An 18,037-nucleotide genomic window follows, 5' to 3' on the forward strand; every position below is an offset into this window, starting at 1 on the left:
GCTCCTTCCTAATTTTGATTAAAACACAACAGGCAATCCTCGTCGCGAATATGGCTTCCCCATACCTTAGCTACTGCTTCCTCATTATACGAGCGAAGGGCTTTTATCAACTCCTGATGTTCCTTCGGCACCTTATGCAGATCTGGAAAAATGCCTGTGTTTTTAATAAAGTGCAGACGGAGCCGATTTACGATGCTGAGCCAAATCTGTTGCGCATAGGATGTTTTGTCCAGTGCGATGATTCGCTCGTGGAAACGGATATCCGCTTCGACAAGCGCGAACAGGTCATCTTCTTCTGCGGCTTGCTGCATGTCGGCAACGATTCCCTCCAGATCTTGAAACAGCTCTTCGTCTAGCTGATTGTTATGCTGTTTTAGAACAAATAGCTCCAGCTGCAGGCGAATCGGAATCAGCAACCCGACAACTTCATCCACCTGTACATCGGCGACTACCGTTTCTCGGTATGGTTGACTGACGACAAGTCCGATCGCTTCCAGATCGCGTAACGCTTCGCGAAGCGGCCCTCGGCTGACCGACATTTGGGCAGAGATGTCCTGTTCACGGAGCTTGTCTCCAGGTTTAAGATGACCGCGCAGAATGGCGTCCCGAATATCGGAGAAGATTCGCTGCCGCAAGGACAAGTTTTCCTGACTTTTGAATTGATGTGGCTTCATCTATGATTTCTCCCTTTAAGTCTATTTCTATTTCCTATTAGAGGTTATTCACAAGTATTAATAGGTATTATACGCGAATCTCGATGTTCATTCAACGATCAATTGAAGATTGTTGACAATCAACTATTCATGAAAGTATGATGGAGTTATTACAAGCCACGATAACAGAAACGACAACAGAAACGATAATAGTAGGAGGTCATAGGAAATGAATGTACTTGCCATAGTGGCTCATCCCGACGATGCAGAAATTTTGTGCGGCGGGACGCTTGCCAAATATGCCGCGCGCGGCGATCAAGTGACGATTGCGGTATCAACAAATGGAGAAGTAGGGTCTCCCGTATTGCCTAAGGAAGAAATTGCGGAAATTCGGAGGCTGGAGGCGATTGCTGCGGCCGAGGTCATTGGCGCAAAGCTGCTCTGGCTCAATTATCCGGACGAGTTTCTGTTCGACACAGCCGAGGTCAGACTGGCTTTTATTGAAGCGATGCGCTGCAGTAATGCCGATGTCGTATTGACGCACTGGCCGCAGGATCTATACAATCCCGACCACACGGTAACGGGGCAGGTGGCGAATGATGTGGCGATTATGACAACCGTACCTAACATCGTTACGGTGAGCGAACCGTTAAAAAAAATTCCTGTTGTCTATTTTATCGACAGTGTGGCGGGCATCGGCTTCCAGCCGGACGAATACGTGGACATCACGGAGACTATGAACACCAAAAAAGAAATGCTGGGCAAACATGTGAGTCAGGTAGGGGACTGGCTGCAGGATCAATACGGCTCCAATGCGATCGAGATGATCGAGGTCATGTCGAGGTTCCGCGGAATTCAGAGCGGCGTTCGTTATGCAGAAGGGTTCGTTCGGGCCAAGGCGTATCCCCGCAATTATACAGGATCCCTGCTGCCGCATTGATACGCGAGGGAAACGGGAGCAAAGGAGGGATATGCAATGAGTCGGTTTAACGGCCGTACGGTCATTATTACGGGCGGGGCAACGGGCATCGGCCTAGAGACCTCCCAGCATTTTGCCGCCGAAGGCGCAAATGTGGTCATGGCAGGACGCAGCGCCAAGAGCGGAACCGAGGCGTTGCTTCGGTTGGAACGGTACAAAGAACGAATACATTTTATTGCGACCGATGTTTCCGTTGAGGATGACGTAAAGCGGTTGATCGAGGGGACGATGACGCTCACCGGACGGATCGACGTGCTTGTCAACAATGCGGCAATGTTCTATGAAAGCGATTTTATGGAGGAGAGCACGGAGCGATGGCGGGCCGTATTCGATACGATTGTAAACGGGGCTTACTGGTGCACCAAGTATGCGGCGCGGGCCATGAAGGGAACGGGCGGCGGAGCCGTCGTCAACGTGTCGTCTATCAACGGTGTGCGGGCTTTGATGAAGTCAAGTCACTACAATGCGGCCAAGGGTGCGCTTGACCAATTGACTCGTGGTACTGCGCTAGAACTCTCTCCGCTTGGCATTCGCGTGAACGGCGTATCGCCTGGCTTTATCGATACGGCTTTGTCGGTTATTGGCGGTGTCAATGAGCTGGAGACGGAGGACTTCAAGCGCTACTATGTAGAGCAGCGCAAGATCGCCCTTGCACGGCCCGGTTTGCCGCATGAGGTCGCACGCGCGATTTTATTTCTCGCGTCGGAGGAAGCCTCTTATATTCAGGGAGCCATATTGCCGGTAGACGGCGGATTATCCATCACCTTCTGATAGGGGATATGAGGAAGAGAGGACAATATGCGATGACGGAACCACATCGAAGGGATGGCGAGTGGCAGACCATCAGTCCGGACATTCGCCGCAAGGTGCTTGCCCCCGGAGAGCGGATGATGAGCATGTTAATCGATTTCAAGAAGGGCGGGTATGGCGCCGAGCACGCCCATCCGCATGAGCAGCTTGGCTTCGTATTGTCGGGAAAGATCATGATGAATCTTGGCGGAGAAGAAAAAGTAGTACACGCCGGAGAGCAGATTTACGTACCTGGCGACGTGCCGCATGACGTGCTTGCGCTCGAAGATTCGCTTGTGCTGGAAACCTTTACGCCGCTGCGGAATGATTTGCTCCAAGCGGCCGGCATTATCATTCATAAGGAAACGGGGAATCGACCTTGAAAATTACGGAAGTAGAAGCGATTTATTTGCGATTGCCTGATCTGGATGCCAGTCAATGCGACGGCACGCAGGACACGTTAGTGATTCGAATACATACCGATGAAGGAATCTCGGGGATTGGAGAAGTGGATTCTTCTCCGCTCGTAGCCAAGGCCGTTGTAGATACGCCGCCTTCTCATTCGATTGCTACCGGTCTCAGAAGCTTGTTAATTGGCGAGAATCCATTCGAGATTGAGCGATTGTGGGACAAAATGTATCGCGGAACCATCTACTTCGGCAGAAGCGGTCCCGCACTGCACGCCATCAGTGGCGTAGATATGGCCTTGTGGGATATTGTAGGGAAAGCATCGAATCGGCCTGTTTGTGAGATGATGGGCGGCATTTTTAACAAGCGGCTGAGAGCCTATGCCAGCGCTCTGATGCCGGAGACGATCGAAGAAGCGGTGGCGATGGCGGAAGGTTATGTGGAGCAGGGCTACCAGTCGATGAAGTTTGGCTGGGGGCCCATCGGCCGCAACGCAAGGTTTGACGAAGCGCAGGTCAAGGCGATCCGGGGTGCTGTTGGCGATGACATCGATATTATGATCGATGCCGGTCTCGCATGGGATCTTAAGGGGGCGCTGCGCATGGCCGAGGTATACGAGAAGTACGGCATCTACTGGCTGGAGGAGCCGGTGCATTCCAATGATCTTAACGGTTATCGTGAACTGGCCGATCGCTCCAAAATCATGATTGCCGGCGGTGAGCAGGAAGCCGGGAGATTGGCTTTCCAGCGTCTGCTGGACGAAGGGCATCTGGACATTATTCAACCGGACCTTGGCAGAGTAGGCGGACTAACCGAGGGCAAACGAATTGCTTATCTGGCTTATGACCGACACAAAAAGGTCGTGCCGCATGCGTTCAAGACGGGCATTCTTGTCGCAGCCAGCACTCATTTTGCAGCAGCTATTCCGAATGGATTTATGATTGAGCATACGGTGTCTTCTTCTCCGCTCGCTCGCGATCTGGTCAGTCGGGAGATCGAGTTCAAGGACGGATACGTTACTGTGCCGGTTGACCGTCCAGGGCTGGGTGTGGAAGTCAATGAAGAGGTCTTGAATCGATATCGGGTGAATTGAACATTCAGAGAGCAGGTGTGAGCATGAGAGCACTCGTATACGAAGGGCCGCGCGTGATGAATATCAGGGATACGGACATTCCTGAGCTGAAGGAGAATGAATTGCTCGTGCGAGTCGCATATGCCGGCATATGCGGCTCCGAGCTTGGCGGATATCTGGGACATAATTCTCTCCGCAAGCCACCGCTGATCATGGGGCATGAATTCACCGGAGTCGTTGAACGGATGGGAAGCGCTGTGAACCATTGGGCTCAGGGAGACAGGGTTGTCGTGAATCCACTCGTCACTTGCGGTCAATGTGTGCAATGCTTAAGCGCTAGGGAACAGCTCTGCGAGAAACGTGCATTGCTCGGTGCTCATCGCCCTGGGGCTTTCGCGGAATATGTAGCGGTACCTGCGAGCAATGTGCTGCGGCTGCCGGATTCCGTATCTCTCGAGGAAGGGGTACTTGCGGAGCCTCTGGCGTGCGCGGCGCATATCGGCAGATTGCTGCAGTGGCAGCCGCAGGACCGGCTTCTTATCTACGGAGCGGGGCCGATCGGCTTGTTCGTACTAGCAGCGGCTCGCATTCATGGCCTTAAGCATATTGATATCGTCGACATTAATGCAGATCGATTAGCGATTGCCAATGCATTAGGCGGTCAAGGGGCAACCACTGCGGAAGGCGATTATGACAAGGCGGTGGATGCTGTCGGAGCAACCGTCACACGCAAGCGTTGTGTCGAGGCAGTTCGAGCAGGGGGAACAGTCGTATTCACGGGATTGCATGAATCAGACAGCGAGATGCCGATCAATGACATCATACGACGTGAGATTGTGTGTATGGGCGCATTCGCCTATGCGCCGCAAGACTTCGCGGTTGCGCTAGAGTGGTTAGAGTCGGGATTGTTACAAATGGATCAGTGGACTCGCATACTGCCGTTAACAGAAGGAGCGAGCGGCTTTGAGACCTTACTAGGCAGTCCCGGGGGCATCGCCAAGATTCTATTAAAGCCCTAGCAACTTGTTCGGATCATGACTAATGAGTGATAACTTAATATTCAGGAAAGAGGCGACTTATTATGAAGCTGTTAACGTTCAGACGCAATGAACGATCTAGTCTCGGAGTCGTAACAACCCAAGGCATATTCGATGTCTCGAAGGCCATCGAATTATCGCCCAATCCGAATCTATCGACTCCAACGACAGTAATGGAGGTTATAGCGGGAGGAGCTGAGGCGATTGTGCGACTGCAATCACTCTTAGATCAACAATGGGCTCCCGCTGCACTATCTTCCATCCTATTAAATGAAGAAGACTTAGCGATTGAGCCATGCGTAACGGTCCCGAATAAGATCATCTGCGTCGGCCTTAATTACAAGCGACATGCCGAAGAGACGCATATGCCTCTGCCTCAATATCCGATTCTGTTCAATAAGTTCAACAATACGCTGACCGGCCACCGTACAGACGTTCCATTGCCGACGAGAGTGACCTCTAGAGTCGATTACGAAGCCGAGCTCGTCATCGTCATCGGGAAGGAAGCGAAGTATATCGACCGGGAGCACGCCTTGGATTATGTGTTCGGCTATTGTTGCGTGAATGACTTGTCTGCCCGCGATCTGCAGATGCGTACTCCTCAATGGTTGCTAGGCAAGTCCTGCGACGGATTCAGTCCCCTCGGCCCTTACCTGGTGACGGCTGACGAAGTCGGCGATCCGAACAATCTGAATATCCGCAGCTTCGTTAACGGAGAGATTCGTCAGAACTCCAATACATCTGATATGGTCTTCCACTGCGATGAGATCGTAAGCTATATCTCCCAACATATGACGCTCGTTCCCGGCGACGTTATTCTTACGGGTACGCCGGAAGGCGTCATATTGGGCTATCCGGAACACAAGCAAGTATGGCTGCAAGATGGCGATGTCGTTACGATCGAGATCGAGAAGTTGGGCTCATTAACGAATCGGATGGTCGCCGAAGTACTAATATCATGAATCTAATAATTCTGAGCATGCAATGTGGAACGCTCCGAGGCGGTCAGCGGGATTCCGAGCCGGGAGCAGTTGCAATCGGAAATCGCAGCAGTGTTAATCGAAATTGGCTATAATGGCTGGTTGACTGCGGAAATCGATGAATTTACTAGCACCTCGTACAACAGCTTGGAAACTACAAACGAATCGCATACAAGAGGGAGGTTTGATGACTCCATACAGGCTGCCCTGAGTGAGGGCGGCCTATTAGTGCTATAGATGAAGTAATCTAAAAAAATCAGAATATATTACATTTGTACATCCTTCAGATGATCATAAAACATTGCTAAGATAATGACTAAGTTAAACCGGTAAAGGAGCGGAATATGACCAGTAATCAGCTTAAAGCTGCTTTTCGTAAAGTCAAGTTAACGCCGGAGGTACCGTCACCGCTTCAAGGATATGATCCGAAATTATATATTGCAGACTCTGACAAAGATCTCTTGAATGATCTCTTTGCGAGAATCGCGGTTATTGATGATGGGTTTGCTCGCAAAGTAATCCTTAGCATGGATTGCTGCTTAGTAAGTGAACAGGACTTTCTGGCATCTGATCCGGACGGCAACGGCGGGGACTATCGCATTCTTCAACATAGTTTGCCGAATGGTTCTCGACATAGATGGGCGCTGGCAGGCGAGACGTCTGAGGATGCTGTTCTGGTAAGCGCAACGCATACGCATAGTGCGCCAGCGTATTTTGACGAGGAATGTGTTGCAAGAGTCGAAGAGGAGATCGGGGAAGCAATAGCAAATCTTATGCCTATTCATATGAAAATCGCTACCGGTTTTACGGAGGTAGCTGTCAACAGGCGGCCTCTCTTGCAGCATAACGACAACATTCAGATAAATAAGGATCTGAATGTAGTTGTATTTGAACAAGAAGACGGAAAATGGTTAGGTGCAATGGTGAATTGCGCGGTTCATCCCACCTTGCTCTGCAATCCGTTCAATCGAATATCATCCGAATTTGTAGGGATGGCGATGGAGGAATGGGAAGAAAAAACGGGTGGGGACTTTATTTCCTTGTTCATTCAAGGGTTCTCGGGTGACGTCGGGCCTTATGGCCATTATCGCAATGAGCCATTCGATACCTACCCATTGGTCAAGCAGCAGGCACATAAGTTATTTCAGAATATCGTTGGAGCTACACGGCAACTGACTGAAGTGAATGCACGGACTACTATCGAGGGGATTTCGCAGACAATAATGATGCCTATCAATGGGCGCTTGTGAATCTGATGCCAGGTGCATCCAAGGATTTAGCGACTGCAATGGCCATTGCGACGGATACTGCCATGGGTGGGAACTCTATAAACGCGTTTGGATTTTAACCGGTAAATCTTGACCGTACAGCAGCAGAGAAGAGCTTTGCGTTTCGATTAAGCGATATTCCTCAGGATGATCGATATGATTTGTTCGGGGATATTCTGGATCCCATGAATAAGCCGATTGAAGTATGGGGAGATTTCTCCGGTTCTTTCGCCGATGAAGCCTGGTATATCGAGTTTATGTCGAGACATGGCGGATTCTTCACCCTATTAGGGCCAAATACGAGCTTTTTCAGGAATATTGAAGCAACCGATATTGCCTTCGATCAATCCAGAACGATCGCGCCGGCAGAGTCTATTGGAATGGGACCTATATAACCAGGGGCAAAATCCCTCCCCACAAAATAAACTTGTTCCCCGGCTTCGGCGATGTCACCGACAAGTTTGGCGTGATCTTCCGGATTTATACGAAAAAAAATGGCCTTTTGGCGGGTCGCTTTTATTTTGATTTTATAGGTACAATAATTGATTGGATAGCATAATAAGGATATAATATGATCATCAAATTACTATTAAAGGGGGTGGCGAGTTGTTAATAAAACCATCGGCAAGTATTAGGCAAAATTACAACGAGATAGCTGATCTGTGTAAAACGACTGGAGAACCGGTCTATCTAACTAAAAATGGAGAAGGAGACCTTGTAGTTATGGACATAGAAGCCTTCTCTCGCCGAGAAAAGATGCTTAAATTGCGTGAGGAGCTAATGGCTGTGCAAGAGGATCGTTTGTCTGGGCGTGCTGGAGTGACGCTGGATGAACTGGATACGTATTTAGAGGATATTATAAATGAGGCTGAACATGGATCAAACACCAAAATATAAGGTGATCGTATCAGATCGTGCTCGGAACATGCTCGCGAATCATATTCGATTTCTTGCCGAGGCGAGTCCTGAGTCTGCTCGCAATAGAAAGAACGAGATGCTTCAGGCGATAAGATCACTGGTTCGTATGCCGGAGCGGTTCCTGTTTCTGGAAGAGGAGTTTATTCCGCCAAACAAGTACCACAAGATGTACGTTGAGAAGTGGTATCTGGTTTTGTATCAGATACAAGATGAGATGGTATACGTGGATTACATTGTAGATTGCAGACAAGATTATCGTTGGTTGGTAAGGCGGATTTGACTGACCCGCAAGAGGACATTTTGAAAAAAATGACCTTTTGGCGGGTCGTTTTTATTTGAAACGGTTTGCCGTCGATGAACCTCGTCGCGTCGAGGGCATCGCTACATTACGTTGTTCGCGAGACGTTCGCAGCTACAACCCATGATTGATCTTGCGAAAACCGTCAAAAAGGATGAAGAAGGGATTCTTCGTTGGTTTCACAGCATAATGACAAACGGTTTGCTTGAAGGAATTAATGGCCTCGTGCAAGCTGCAAAACGACGGGCTAGGGGCTACCGCAATGTGGAGAATCTCATTGCGATGGTAACAATGGATGAGAATTGAAAGGTTTGAAGAGTAGTGAATGGATTCCGCGTACGATGGTTTCTATGAGGAAGTAGAAGCTAAGGATACCAGTTGATATTCGCTTTGAAACCAGACTTTGAATTTACAAATACACCACACAAATAAAGCTGTAATTTTACAATAGTGTCTTACTATTAGCGATAGCGGCTCGGAAATAGGAGTAGTTTACGAGTCCCATCGAATAGGGGGCATTGAAGATGAGCAAAAGGAAAAAGACGATAAGCATATTAAATCTGTTTATTATTTTATCCATGGTAGTATTCCCCATGCAGGATGTACAGGCATCTGAAGCAGAGAATACAGTTTTTATTAATGAGATCGAATCAAATGATACCGCTTCAGATATCGATTGGATTGAAATTATAAATATCGGAGATGCAGCTGTAGATGTCAGTGGATGGTTTGTTACAGATGATAAAGGGTTAGAGCGTGTGGAAGAAGAATCGGAATGGCGCATTGAGGACGGTACTCTATTAGCAGCTGGCGAAATTCTGGTTATCGAGCATGATACCGTGCTGGACAATCTGTCTCTGGGAAAAGATGATACCGTTTCTTTGTATAATGCTAGCAGTACGTTAATGGACTCACATCTGTATACAGGTCATGCAGTAGGCACATATTCGAGGGCTCCGGATGGTAGTGGGGCATTTGTTGATCAGGCGCCTACCAAAGGTTTGTTGAATAATGTAGAGCAAGAAGAGCTGCCCGCACATAAACTAGTCATTAACGAAATTAATTCGTCGCCGGATGATTGGGTAGAGGTTATGAATTTAGGGACAGAAGAAATGGATCTGTCTGGTTATGAGATTCGTGACAATTCTGATGACCACCGCTGGAGGTTTGCAGAAGGAACAATGCTGCCAGCAGGCGAGTTGTTGGTGGTCCAGGCTGATACAGCCGGACAAGTCTATAATGATCAGTCAGATACGTTCGCAGCAGGTGAATTCGCGGCAGCAATCGGGATTGGTTCCGGGGATTCGATTCGTTTATATGACTTGGAAGGCAATGTATTGGACGAATATTCATGGACAGGGCATGCTAGTTATGAAGGCAACGAAGCATCAGCATCCTTCGGAAGATATCCAGACGGGACGGGTTCGTTTGTTTTAATGAGAGAAACAAAGGGACTGCAGAACGATTGGTATAAACCTCAAATTGTAGTCAATGAAGTAGAGTCTAACGATGATGTAACGGATTGGGTTGAAATTTATAATGGTGGAACAACAGTCGTAGATCTATCCGGTTGGTTCTTATATGATAATGATCCAGTAGGACATGCTGCCGATATTACGCCTGTAGGTGAGGGAACTACTCTTAATCCGGGTCAATTCTATGTGTTTGATCAAAATATTCATTTTACATTTGGTTTAGGAAAAGCGGATGTTGTTACTATTTTTAATAAAGACGGTGTTTCCATTGCAGAATATTCGTGGACAGACCATGCAATTGGTGTATACGCACGAATTCCGGATGGAACCGGCGAGCTTGTGGAATTTTCGACCTCGACTAAAGGAAAGGCCAATGTTGTAACAAATCCAGTTATATTAAATGAAGTGCAGTCTGATGACTCCAATGACGGACCTGACTGGATCGAGCTTGCTAATCCAACAGGCGAAACGTTAGATATTTCGGGCCTAGTCATGAAAGACGATGATGATACCCATCAATATGTGATCCCAGGCGGCACAACGATTGCTGCAAATGGATTTTTGGTCCTGACCGATGAGGTGTTTGGCTTTGGACTTGGGAAAAATGATTATGTACGTTTGTTTGAAAATGAGAGATTGATAGCCAGCACAACTTGGCCAGAGCATACTAATCCTACATGGGGATTGTATCCTGACCTAAGTGGAAACGAGTATAGGAATACAAAAGAAGCAACCCCAGGCGCACCCAATACATTCGATGGTATCCCTGATGTCATTGCGTGGCCAGGTGATGGTGACGTTGTGATTTTCGACCTTGAACCGACATTTTTAGAAGATTCTTCAGGGCTGGATTTCTTTAATGGTCAACTATATGCAGTTGATAACGGTACAGGGAAGTTTTGGATTCTGGACGTTGCACAAGATGGAGAGTTAAGCTTTGCATCGGGCTTTGAAGACGGGAAGCGAATTAGATTCACAAAAGACGCAGAAGATGCAGACGCAGCAGGTCCGGATGCAGAAGGAATTACAGTCGATCAGAATGGTTTGGTTTATATTGCCTCTGAACGTGATAACAGCGATAAGGGCGTTAACTTTAATATGATTTTGCAAGTTGATCCGAATGTTGAGGGTAACGATTTGGTAGCTTTGCAGGAGTGGGATTTGACTGCTTCTTTACCACAGGTTTCGGCCAATATGGGGATCGAGGCTGTAGAGTGGGTATCAAACGCTAATGTTAACGGCAAACTTTATGACCAAAATACGAATGCTGTTTTTGATGCCACTCAATATCCCGATGCCATTGCAAGCGGCGTGTTCTTTGTGGCATTAGAAGATAATGGCCATGTATATGCTTATGTTCTAAACCAGGATGGAAGCTTTGTACAAATTGCTGATATTGACGCGCAGATTGGTGGAGCAATGGCTCTTGACTATGATACCTATGAAAATGTGCTTTGGGTTGTTGCGGATAATGGATATAATAACCGCGCGGCAAAAATAGCACTTCATGGAGAAGTCAATCCGGAAACGACTCACATCATGCCTGCAAGCGGCGTCGATCCTAGCGCCAACAATGAAGGCTTTGCAATAGCAGAGGCGAGTTTTACTAGAGAGGGTCAAAGACCGGTCTATCGATTCAAGGATGGAGAACAATCGGGCTCTCTATCTATAGGTTCTATCGCATCTGATTATAAAGAAGATGATGATTCTGGAAATACAGGCAATGAAGGTACTGGCGGCACAGGTGGCAATGGCAATGTAATCGTAAATCCAGGCGCGCCGAATGTAGACCAAAACAAAATCAATGTCACCTCTGAGGTCATACAAACTGCCGAAGGCAGCATAGCTAGAGCCGTTCTAACCGAGCAAGCAATAAAGGATGTAATTGCTTTCGCGGAAGCTGCGGGCGATAAAGAAACCACTCTTGAAATCAAAGTTGAAGCTGCTCCGGAGTCCAAGACCGTTGAAGCGATGATTCCAAGCAAATCGATGAAAGACATAGCCGAAGCTCGGGTAGAGGCTCTTGTTATTGCATCGCCTATTGCAACCATTACGCTTGACGAGCTAACGCTAAAAACAATTGCCGAAGCGGCAAAAGCCGACGTGAAAATATCTGCAAAAGTTGTTGATTCGAGCACGCTTGCAGTGTCCGGAGCAACGAAAGAGCAGATTGCGGACAGACCGATATTTGATTTTACAATTACAAGCGGCGATGAAGAGATCAGTGATTTCAAGGGCGGTTCAGCAAGCGTATCGGTTCCGTATACACTACGCCAAGGAGAGAATCCAAACGCTGTAGTCGTATACTACCTGAGTAAGGACGGAAAACTTGAACAAGTTATGGGGTTATATGATTCTGCGACTGGTACAGTCAAGATGACGGTTAATCATTTCTCCAGCTATGTTGTTGGCTATAATAAAGTGGAATTTGCAGATGTCTCAAGCGCACAATGGTATGCGGACGCAGTAGCGTTTGTAACGGCTCGCCAGCTCTTCAATGGAGTCAGCGACAATGAGTTTGCACCGAATTTGGAGATGACGCGAGCTATGTTTGCTCAGGTCATTGCGAATCTGGAGGGAGCAGACCTTGCCAGCTACGATACATCCAGTTTCGAAGACGTTGATACGGATGCTTGGTATAGCGCTGCAATCGCTTGGGCAGTTGATAACAACATTGTTTCGGGTGTTGGGAATGGCAAGTTTGAACCAAACGCGCCCATCACTCGCGAGCAAATGGCTGTGATGCTTCATAATTATTTGGAGTACAAGGGCATTCAATTAGAAAGCACCAACAAACCAGCCTTTGCAGATGCAAACGAGGTGAGCGATTGGGCGAAGGATGCTGTGACAACTATTCAAGGTTATGGCATCATAAGCGGAATTGGCGGAAACACATTCGCACCAACCGCATATGCCGACAGAGCGGCAGTAGCCACCATCTTCAAAAATGTTGTGACGGGGTTTACTAAGTAAATGAAATGGAAAATCTCCCTTTGGAATTTAACCAAAGGGAGATTTTTTTATGGTGCGCCAAGCGTAGGCGCGATCTCCAGGGTTCAAGTCCCGAATTTGTCAAATGAAAAAATGATAGCAGTTGATTATGATGTTCGTGGGCTTGTGTTATACTTTATCAAAGAAATTTACTATTTACGGGACAGCAATTTGTTCTGGCAGGCATAGAGGAGTTTGGTAATGATGAAGAAAGAGAACTTTTGGCGTGAGCTTCCGCGACCTTTTTTTGTACTGGCGCCGATGGAGGATGTGACGGATGTGGTGTTCCGTCATGTTGTTAGTGAGGCAGGCAGACCGGATGTGTTCTTTACGGAGTTTGCGAACACAGAGAGCTATTGTCATCCGGAAGGGTACAACAGTGTGCGCGGGCGCTTGACGTTTACCGCAGATGAGCAGCCCATTGTAGCACATATCTGGGGAGATAAGCCGGAATTTTTTCGCGAAATGAGCATTGGCATGGCGAAGGAAGGGTTCAAGGGCATCGACATTAATATGGGATGTCCTGTACCGAATGTAGCAGAGCATGGAAAGGGAAGCGGCCTGATCTGCCGACCCGAACTCGCTGCGGAGATCATCCAGGCGGCTAAAGCCGGGGGACTGCCCGTCAGTGTGAAAACAAGGCTCGGCTTTAGTGACGTAGACGAATGGCGCGACTGGTTGACCCATATTTTGAAACAAGACATTGTCAATCTGTCCATTCATCTGCGCACAAGAGAAGAAATGAGCAAAGTCGATGCACATTGGGAACTGATTCCGGAAATTAAGAAGCTTCGCGATGAGGTGGCACCAGATACTCTGCTGAGCATTAACGGGGATATTCCTGACCGTCAGACAGGCTTGCGACTCGCTGAGCAATACGGTGTGGACGGAATTATGATCGGACGCGGTATTTTTCAAAATCCATATGCTTTTGAGAAAGAGCCGCAAGAGCACAGTAGTGAGGAATTGCTTGATTTATTGCGATTGCATCTCGATCTTCATGATCATTATTCGGCAGAGGTAAGACGTTCGTTTAGTGCTCTGGCCCGTTTCTTCAAAATTTATGTTCGCGGATTCCGAGGAGCAAGCGAGCTTAGAAATCACTTAATGAGTGCCAAATCAACGAGTGAAGTGCGCGCGTTACTTCGTGAGTTTGGAACCAAGGAGCATGATGAGGCGGAGGAACATCGAGGTTAGGGGCGAAGGGCAAGGTTGCGCCGAAGAGCGAAAAACTATCGTAGTGAAGATGAACGCACAAAGAGTCTGCCTCTCCATTTGATGGAGAAGTGGGCTCTTTGTTCGCTAATGCCCGCGTCGCGGCCGGAGAGAGCGAAATAGCCCGACTTTTTCGGGCTATTGCCTGCGTCGCGGCCGGAGAGAGCGGGATAGCCCGACTTTTTCGGGCTATTGCCCGCGTCGCGGGCAGAGTAAGCGCAATAAACAAAACCATATTATGGGTAATGTAGAGAGCGCATTTTGATTTTTAAATCTCCTTTTCGAAAATTCATTTTTAGGCATGTATGCGAAGCGAAGGGTTTCATGTCGTTCTATTTGGCTACATAACTCGGAACATGGATTGTATCCTGCTTGGCCTGCGAACCCGGATTTGGTGCGAGAAGCAACAGACTCATCCACATGATGATTACCTAAAAGCCGCCTCTAAGCAAAGTAATAGCCGCTTCCGCTAAGATGGAAAACGATCGTTACATCCCTCGCCAATATTGTAATATTTATTTTTATTAGCTGTAAATGAGATTCACAACAACCATTGTAAATTCAATGTAAACGCTTAAATTTATTTTGTTTTAATTGTAAAACACCTAGGCAAGCGACTCGGAAGTATGATATAAATTGAATAACGCATACGAATGCGTAATTGCAACAGACTCATCCACCAAGTGCACTGGCGGATCTTACGCATGTTGCAAAGTAGTCTAAAAGTATGCGGAAGACATCAACGGAGCGGGTCAAAGTCAACCCCCTTTAGGAGGGAGGAAAGCTATTGGTAAGAGGGTCATCGGCCAAATGGGAAGTTAAACCGTATCTATATATCTTGCCCATGGTGGTCATTTTTGGGGTGTTCAGTGTATATCCCATGCTGCGAACTGTATTCTTATCATTTGTGGAAACCAACGTCATTGCGACCCAAATGGATTTTGTCGGTCTCGACAACTATTCGGATATGACGGAGGATCGGCACTTCTGGCGAATTGTTGGGAACACGGCCATTTACGGCTTTTCTCAAGTTATTCTCACCATGGTGCTGGGGCTGCTGTTAGCGGCAGTGGCCAACAGTAAGGCTGTTAAATTCCGCACATTATTTCGGTTGTCGGCTTTTTATCCCTACGTGTTGCCTATAGCTGTGGCCGCCATGGTGTGGATCTATCTGTACAATCCGTCACGCGGGGCCATTAACTTGATGCTGGACGAACGTATCCCATGGCTGAGCAGTTATGATTACGCGCTGCCGGCACTCATCATCGTCTCGGTATGGAAATCGCTTGGCTTCAGCTTTTTGTTGATTTTGGCGGGGATGCAGAACATTTCCAAGGAGTATTACGAGGCGGCGGCGCTGGAAACGAATAATCCAATTAAGAGCTATTTCAAACTCACGCTGCCAATGCTGACTCCTACACTGTTCGTCGTTTGTCTATTGTGCGTCACCAGTAGTTTCCAATCAATGGATCTTGTCGCAATCATGACGCAGGGCGGCCCAGGCCATTCCTCCAATGTACTGATGTACTACATCTACCAGGAAGGCATCATTAATCGGCGCCTTGGCTACGGCAGTGCCATGAGTACGATATTCTTGCTCGTATTGGTTGCCTTCACAATCGTGTATCTGAAATACGGCGAGAGGAAGGTTGAATATGAGCGTTAAAGCAGCAAATTCTGTTTGGGACAAAAGCGGCGGCGCGTCGGCCAAACGCAAAAAAATCGCGTCCATGATCGTGTTTAACGCCATTATTCTGGTTATCAGTCTTATGTTCCTGTTGCCCTTGGCATGGATCATTATTACCAGTATGAAAGATCAGATGGATGTGCTGAAGCAGCCGCTTTCAATCATTCCAACGAAGTTCATGTTTGTGGAGAATATGCAGGAAGTGTTCCGCCGGGCGCCTTGGGGTGTTTTTTATCAAAACACGATCATCGTAGCGGTGGGGGTATTGGTAGCACAGCTTTGCATAAGTATTCCGGCTGCCTATGCGTTTGCCAGCCTTAAGTTCAAGCTTAAGAGCTTCTTCTACCTGTTTGTGCTGGCGAGACTGCTGGTTTCTCCGGAAAGCCTGCTGTTGCCCAACTATATGACGATCAATGGACTGAACCTGTACAACACCTTGCTGGGCATTGCCCTTCCAAGTGTAGCTTCGGCCATTGCCATCATCATATTCCGCGGTGCATTCTTGGAGATACCCGGCGCGCTCAAGGATAGCGCTCGCATCGATGGCTGCGGAGATTTCAGGTATATGCTGGTAATTGGTTTACCTACAATAAGATCCCGGATCATCGCGTTTTCGATCACATCGCTCGTGTATCAATGGGATAACTACTTCTGGCCTATGGTCATTACCGAATCGGTGCAAAAGCGTACCCTTGCTGTGGGCATGGCCTACTTCGGCACTCAAGCGGAAAGCGCCTCGGAATGGGGATTAACCATGTCGGCTGCGATATTAGTCGTGTTGCCTCTGCTAGTAGCCTTTATCTTTTTCCAACGCCAACTGGTGGACAGCTTCGTCACTTCGGGCATCAAGTAAGCAGCCGCGACATGAGCTCCGGCCCATGATGTCTGTAACTTTGTAAGATATACGTTTGGCCTATGCATGAACATTAGAATGGGGGAAAAGTTCAATGAAGAACAGTAGCATGTTGAAAAACAAAAGCTGGGCACTGCTTAGCACCACGTTATCTCTGACTCTTGTATTTATGGCTGGTTGCAGCAACAACACCTCAGGAGACTCGTCGACAAATTCCGGGAGTAAAGGCGATCCGGTTGAGTTGGTCTATTATTTCCCAACTCAGACCTCGGGGCCGCTAGCTGTAGCCATGGAGAAGATCGTAGGCGAGTTCAACAAATCGCAATCCGACATCCGCGTAACTGCCACTTTCACGGGTAACTACGATGAAACCTTGCAGAAGACCCTTACGGCCATCTCCGGCGGCAATGCTCCGAACGTCGTACTTAGCGGCTACAATCTCTCCAACCTGCTCAGCATCGACGCGCTGGTGGATATGAACACGCTGATCGCCAAGGAGCCGCAGGATTTCCTGAACGATTATATACCGGGCTTCTTCACGTTGTTCGAATACCCTGGCGATGTGCTGTACGGCATGCCTTTCCAGCATAGCGGCACGATCATGTACTATAACAAAGATATCTTGAAGGCAGCTGGCCTTGACCCCGAGAACCCACCCGCTACTTGGAGTGAGTTGAAAGCGGCTAGTGAAGCCATTAAGGCCTACGATGATGGCCTTGTACCTTTTGAGTTTATGGGCGATAACTGGATGACCGAGGCTCTAACATTGTCCAATGGCGGCGTCATTCATAAGGATATGGAGACCATGGCCCTTGACAATCCCGAGCTTATCGAAACCGTTTCTTACTTCAAAGGCTTGATGGACTCCGGCCTTGCAGAGGATAACACGAGCTACGGCGGCGCAGCGGAGAATTTCCTTGCCGAAACGACAGCCATGATGACAAATTCCAGCGGTTCTTTGGGTAATGTATCCAATACTGCGACCTTCGACTGGGGCATCACCAGCATTCCGGCCGGCGACGGCAAAGATCCGGTTGCGCTCTTGGGCGGCGGAGGCTTCGTTATCATCGGCGAGCATGCAGAGGAGAAAATTGATGCAAGCTGGGAGTTTGTGAAATACATGACCAGCCCTGAAGTTTCCGCTCAATGGATGATCGCCAGCGGATACTTCGGCCCGCGTCAATCCGCCTACGATTTGCCTGAGATGAAGGCGATGTATGAGGAAAAACCTCAGATGGCTACGACATTAGAGTTCCTTCCGATCTTGAGAAGCCCTTTCATGGTCTCTAGCAAATTCTCTGATGTGTCCAACACCTTCAAATTGGCGCTGGATGAAAGCTATCTGAACAATGCTGATATTACCGAAACACTGCGACGGGCGCAAACAGAAGCTCAAGCCTTCTTGGACAACTGA

Annotated in this window: 16 protein-coding genes and 1 pseudogene; 16 read left to right on the plus strand and 1 reads right to left on the minus strand. The window is 48.1% G+C overall.

The window, feature by feature from the left end:
* Nucleotides 1-8 precede the first annotated feature (8 nt).
* The gene (locus ACX1C1_RS12875; protein WP_458957466.1) at nt 9-674 is read right to left on the minus strand and encodes a GntR family transcriptional regulator; all 666 of its coding nucleotides are present in this window, start codon (nt 672-674) and stop codon (nt 9-11) included.
* Between the two features lie 208 nt (nt 675-882).
* Between ACX1C1_RS12875 and ACX1C1_RS12880 the strand changes: the two genes are divergently transcribed.
* From ACX1C1_RS12880 to ACX1C1_RS12955, 16 genes and pseudogenes are all read left to right on the plus strand, one after another.
* A complete protein-coding gene (locus ACX1C1_RS12880; RefSeq protein ID WP_458957467.1) occupies nt 883-1,593 on the plus strand; it encodes a PIG-L deacetylase family protein in 711 nt (236 codons plus the stop codon).
* Between the two features lie 36 nt (nt 1,594-1,629).
* Nucleotides 1,630-2,403, plus strand: a complete 774-nt coding sequence (locus tag ACX1C1_RS12885; protein ID WP_458957468.1) for an SDR family NAD(P)-dependent oxidoreductase — start codon at nt 1,630-1,632, stop codon at nt 2,401-2,403.
* Between the two features lie 32 nt (nt 2,404-2,435).
* Entirely contained in the window at nt 2,436-2,804 is a 369-nt protein-coding gene (locus ACX1C1_RS12890; protein ID WP_458957469.1) for a cupin domain-containing protein, read from the plus strand.
* A complete protein-coding gene (locus ACX1C1_RS12895) occupies nt 2,801-3,922 on the plus strand; it encodes a mandelate racemase/muconate lactonizing enzyme family protein (RefSeq protein ID WP_458957470.1) in 1,122 nt (373 codons plus the stop codon). The genes ACX1C1_RS12890 and ACX1C1_RS12895 overlap by 4 nt, the downstream gene beginning before the upstream one ends.
* Nucleotides 3,923-3,945: 23 nt before the next feature.
* The gene (locus tag ACX1C1_RS12900; RefSeq protein ID WP_458957471.1) at nt 3,946-4,920 is read left to right on the plus strand and encodes a zinc-dependent alcohol dehydrogenase; all 975 of its coding nucleotides are present in this window, start codon (nt 3,946-3,948) and stop codon (nt 4,918-4,920) included.
* A 62-nt stretch (nt 4,921-4,982) separates the two neighbouring features.
* Nucleotides 4,983-5,900, plus strand: coding sequence for a fumarylacetoacetate hydrolase family protein (locus ACX1C1_RS12905; protein WP_458957472.1), 918 nt, complete (start codon nt 4,983-4,985; stop codon nt 5,898-5,900).
* Nucleotides 5,901-6,262: 362 nt separating this feature from the next.
* Nucleotides 6,263-7,168, plus strand: coding sequence for a hypothetical protein (locus tag ACX1C1_RS12910; RefSeq protein WP_458957473.1), 906 nt, complete (start codon nt 6,263-6,265; stop codon nt 7,166-7,168).
* Between the two features lie 179 nt (nt 7,169-7,347).
* A complete protein-coding gene (locus ACX1C1_RS12915) occupies nt 7,348-7,581 on the plus strand; it encodes a hypothetical protein (protein WP_458957474.1) in 234 nt (77 codons plus the stop codon).
* Nucleotides 7,582-7,792: 211 nt separating this feature from the next.
* Nucleotides 7,793-8,083 carry a type II toxin-antitoxin system Phd/YefM family antitoxin gene (locus ACX1C1_RS12920; RefSeq protein WP_458957475.1) on the plus strand — a complete coding sequence of 97 codons (291 nt, stop codon included), beginning with the start codon at nt 7,793-7,795 and terminating at the stop codon, nt 8,081-8,083.
* Complete coding sequence (locus tag ACX1C1_RS12925; RefSeq protein WP_458957476.1) at nt 8,061-8,384, plus strand: type II toxin-antitoxin system RelE/ParE family toxin; 324 nt, start codon at nt 8,061-8,063, stop codon at nt 8,382-8,384. The genes ACX1C1_RS12920 and ACX1C1_RS12925 overlap by 23 nt, the downstream gene beginning before the upstream one ends.
* Nucleotides 8,385-8,462: 78 nt before the next feature.
* Nucleotides 8,463-8,708, plus strand: a pseudogene (locus tag ACX1C1_RS12930) (transposase); the annotation flags it as partial.
* A 218-nt stretch (nt 8,709-8,926) separates the two neighbouring features.
* Nucleotides 8,927-12,850: a lamin tail domain-containing protein gene (locus ACX1C1_RS12935; protein ID WP_458957477.1), complete on the plus strand. Its 3,924-nt coding sequence runs from the start codon at nt 8,927-8,929 to the stop codon at nt 12,848-12,850.
* Between the two features lie 222 nt (nt 12,851-13,072).
* The gene (locus ACX1C1_RS12940; protein ID WP_458957672.1) at nt 13,073-14,065 is read left to right on the plus strand and encodes a tRNA dihydrouridine synthase; all 993 of its coding nucleotides are present in this window, start codon (nt 13,073-13,075) and stop codon (nt 14,063-14,065) included.
* An 805-nt stretch (nt 14,066-14,870) separates the two neighbouring features.
* Nucleotides 14,871-15,749 (plus strand): carbohydrate ABC transporter permease, encoded by an 879-nt coding sequence (locus ACX1C1_RS12945; protein ID WP_458957478.1) that lies wholly within the window; start codon nt 14,871-14,873, stop codon nt 15,747-15,749.
* The gene (locus tag ACX1C1_RS12950) at nt 15,739-16,623 is read left to right on the plus strand and encodes a carbohydrate ABC transporter permease (protein ID WP_458957479.1); all 885 of its coding nucleotides are present in this window, start codon (nt 15,739-15,741) and stop codon (nt 16,621-16,623) included. Before ACX1C1_RS12945 ends, ACX1C1_RS12950 begins: the two co-directional genes overlap by 11 nt.
* Nucleotides 16,624-16,717: 94 nt before the next feature.
* Complete coding sequence (locus ACX1C1_RS12955) at nt 16,718-18,037, plus strand: ABC transporter substrate-binding protein (RefSeq protein ID WP_458957480.1); 1,320 nt, start codon at nt 16,718-16,720, stop codon at nt 18,035-18,037.

The organism is Paenibacillus sp. strain BS8-2, assembly GCF_054483835.1.

Excerpts from the sequence above, each read along its gene's own strand:
- ACX1C1_RS12875 (WP_458957466.1), bottom strand. The coding sequence starts at position 674 with ATGAAGCCACATCAATTCAAAAGTCAGGAAAACTTGTCCTTGCGGCAG.
- ACX1C1_RS12880 (WP_458957467.1), top strand. The coding sequence starts at position 883 with ATGAATGTACTTGCCATAGTGGCTCATCCCGACGATGCAGAAATTTTG.
- ACX1C1_RS12885 (WP_458957468.1), top strand. The coding sequence starts at position 1,630 with ATGAGTCGGTTTAACGGCCGTACGGTCATTATTACGGGCGGGGCAACG.
- ACX1C1_RS12890 (WP_458957469.1), top strand. The coding sequence starts at position 2,436 with ATGACGGAACCACATCGAAGGGATGGCGAGTGGCAGACCATCAGTCCG.
- ACX1C1_RS12900 (WP_458957471.1), top strand. The coding sequence starts at position 3,946 with ATGAGAGCACTCGTATACGAAGGGCCGCGCGTGATGAATATCAGGGAT.
- ACX1C1_RS12905 (WP_458957472.1), top strand. The coding sequence starts at position 4,983 with ATGAAGCTGTTAACGTTCAGACGCAATGAACGATCTAGTCTCGGAGTC.
- ACX1C1_RS12910 (WP_458957473.1), top strand. The coding sequence starts at position 6,263 with ATGACCAGTAATCAGCTTAAAGCTGCTTTTCGTAAAGTCAAGTTAACG.
- ACX1C1_RS12925 (WP_458957476.1), top strand. The coding sequence starts at position 8,061 with ATGGATCAAACACCAAAATATAAGGTGATCGTATCAGATCGTGCTCGG.
- ACX1C1_RS12935 (WP_458957477.1), top strand. The coding sequence starts at position 8,927 with ATGAGCAAAAGGAAAAAGACGATAAGCATATTAAATCTGTTTATTATT.
- ACX1C1_RS12940 (WP_458957672.1), top strand. The coding sequence starts at position 13,073 with ATGAAGAAAGAGAACTTTTGGCGTGAGCTTCCGCGACCTTTTTTTGTA.
- ACX1C1_RS12950 (WP_458957479.1), top strand. The coding sequence starts at position 15,739 with ATGAGCGTTAAAGCAGCAAATTCTGTTTGGGACAAAAGCGGCGGCGCG.
- ACX1C1_RS12955 (WP_458957480.1), top strand. The coding sequence starts at position 16,718 with ATGAAGAACAGTAGCATGTTGAAAAACAAAAGCTGGGCACTGCTTAGC.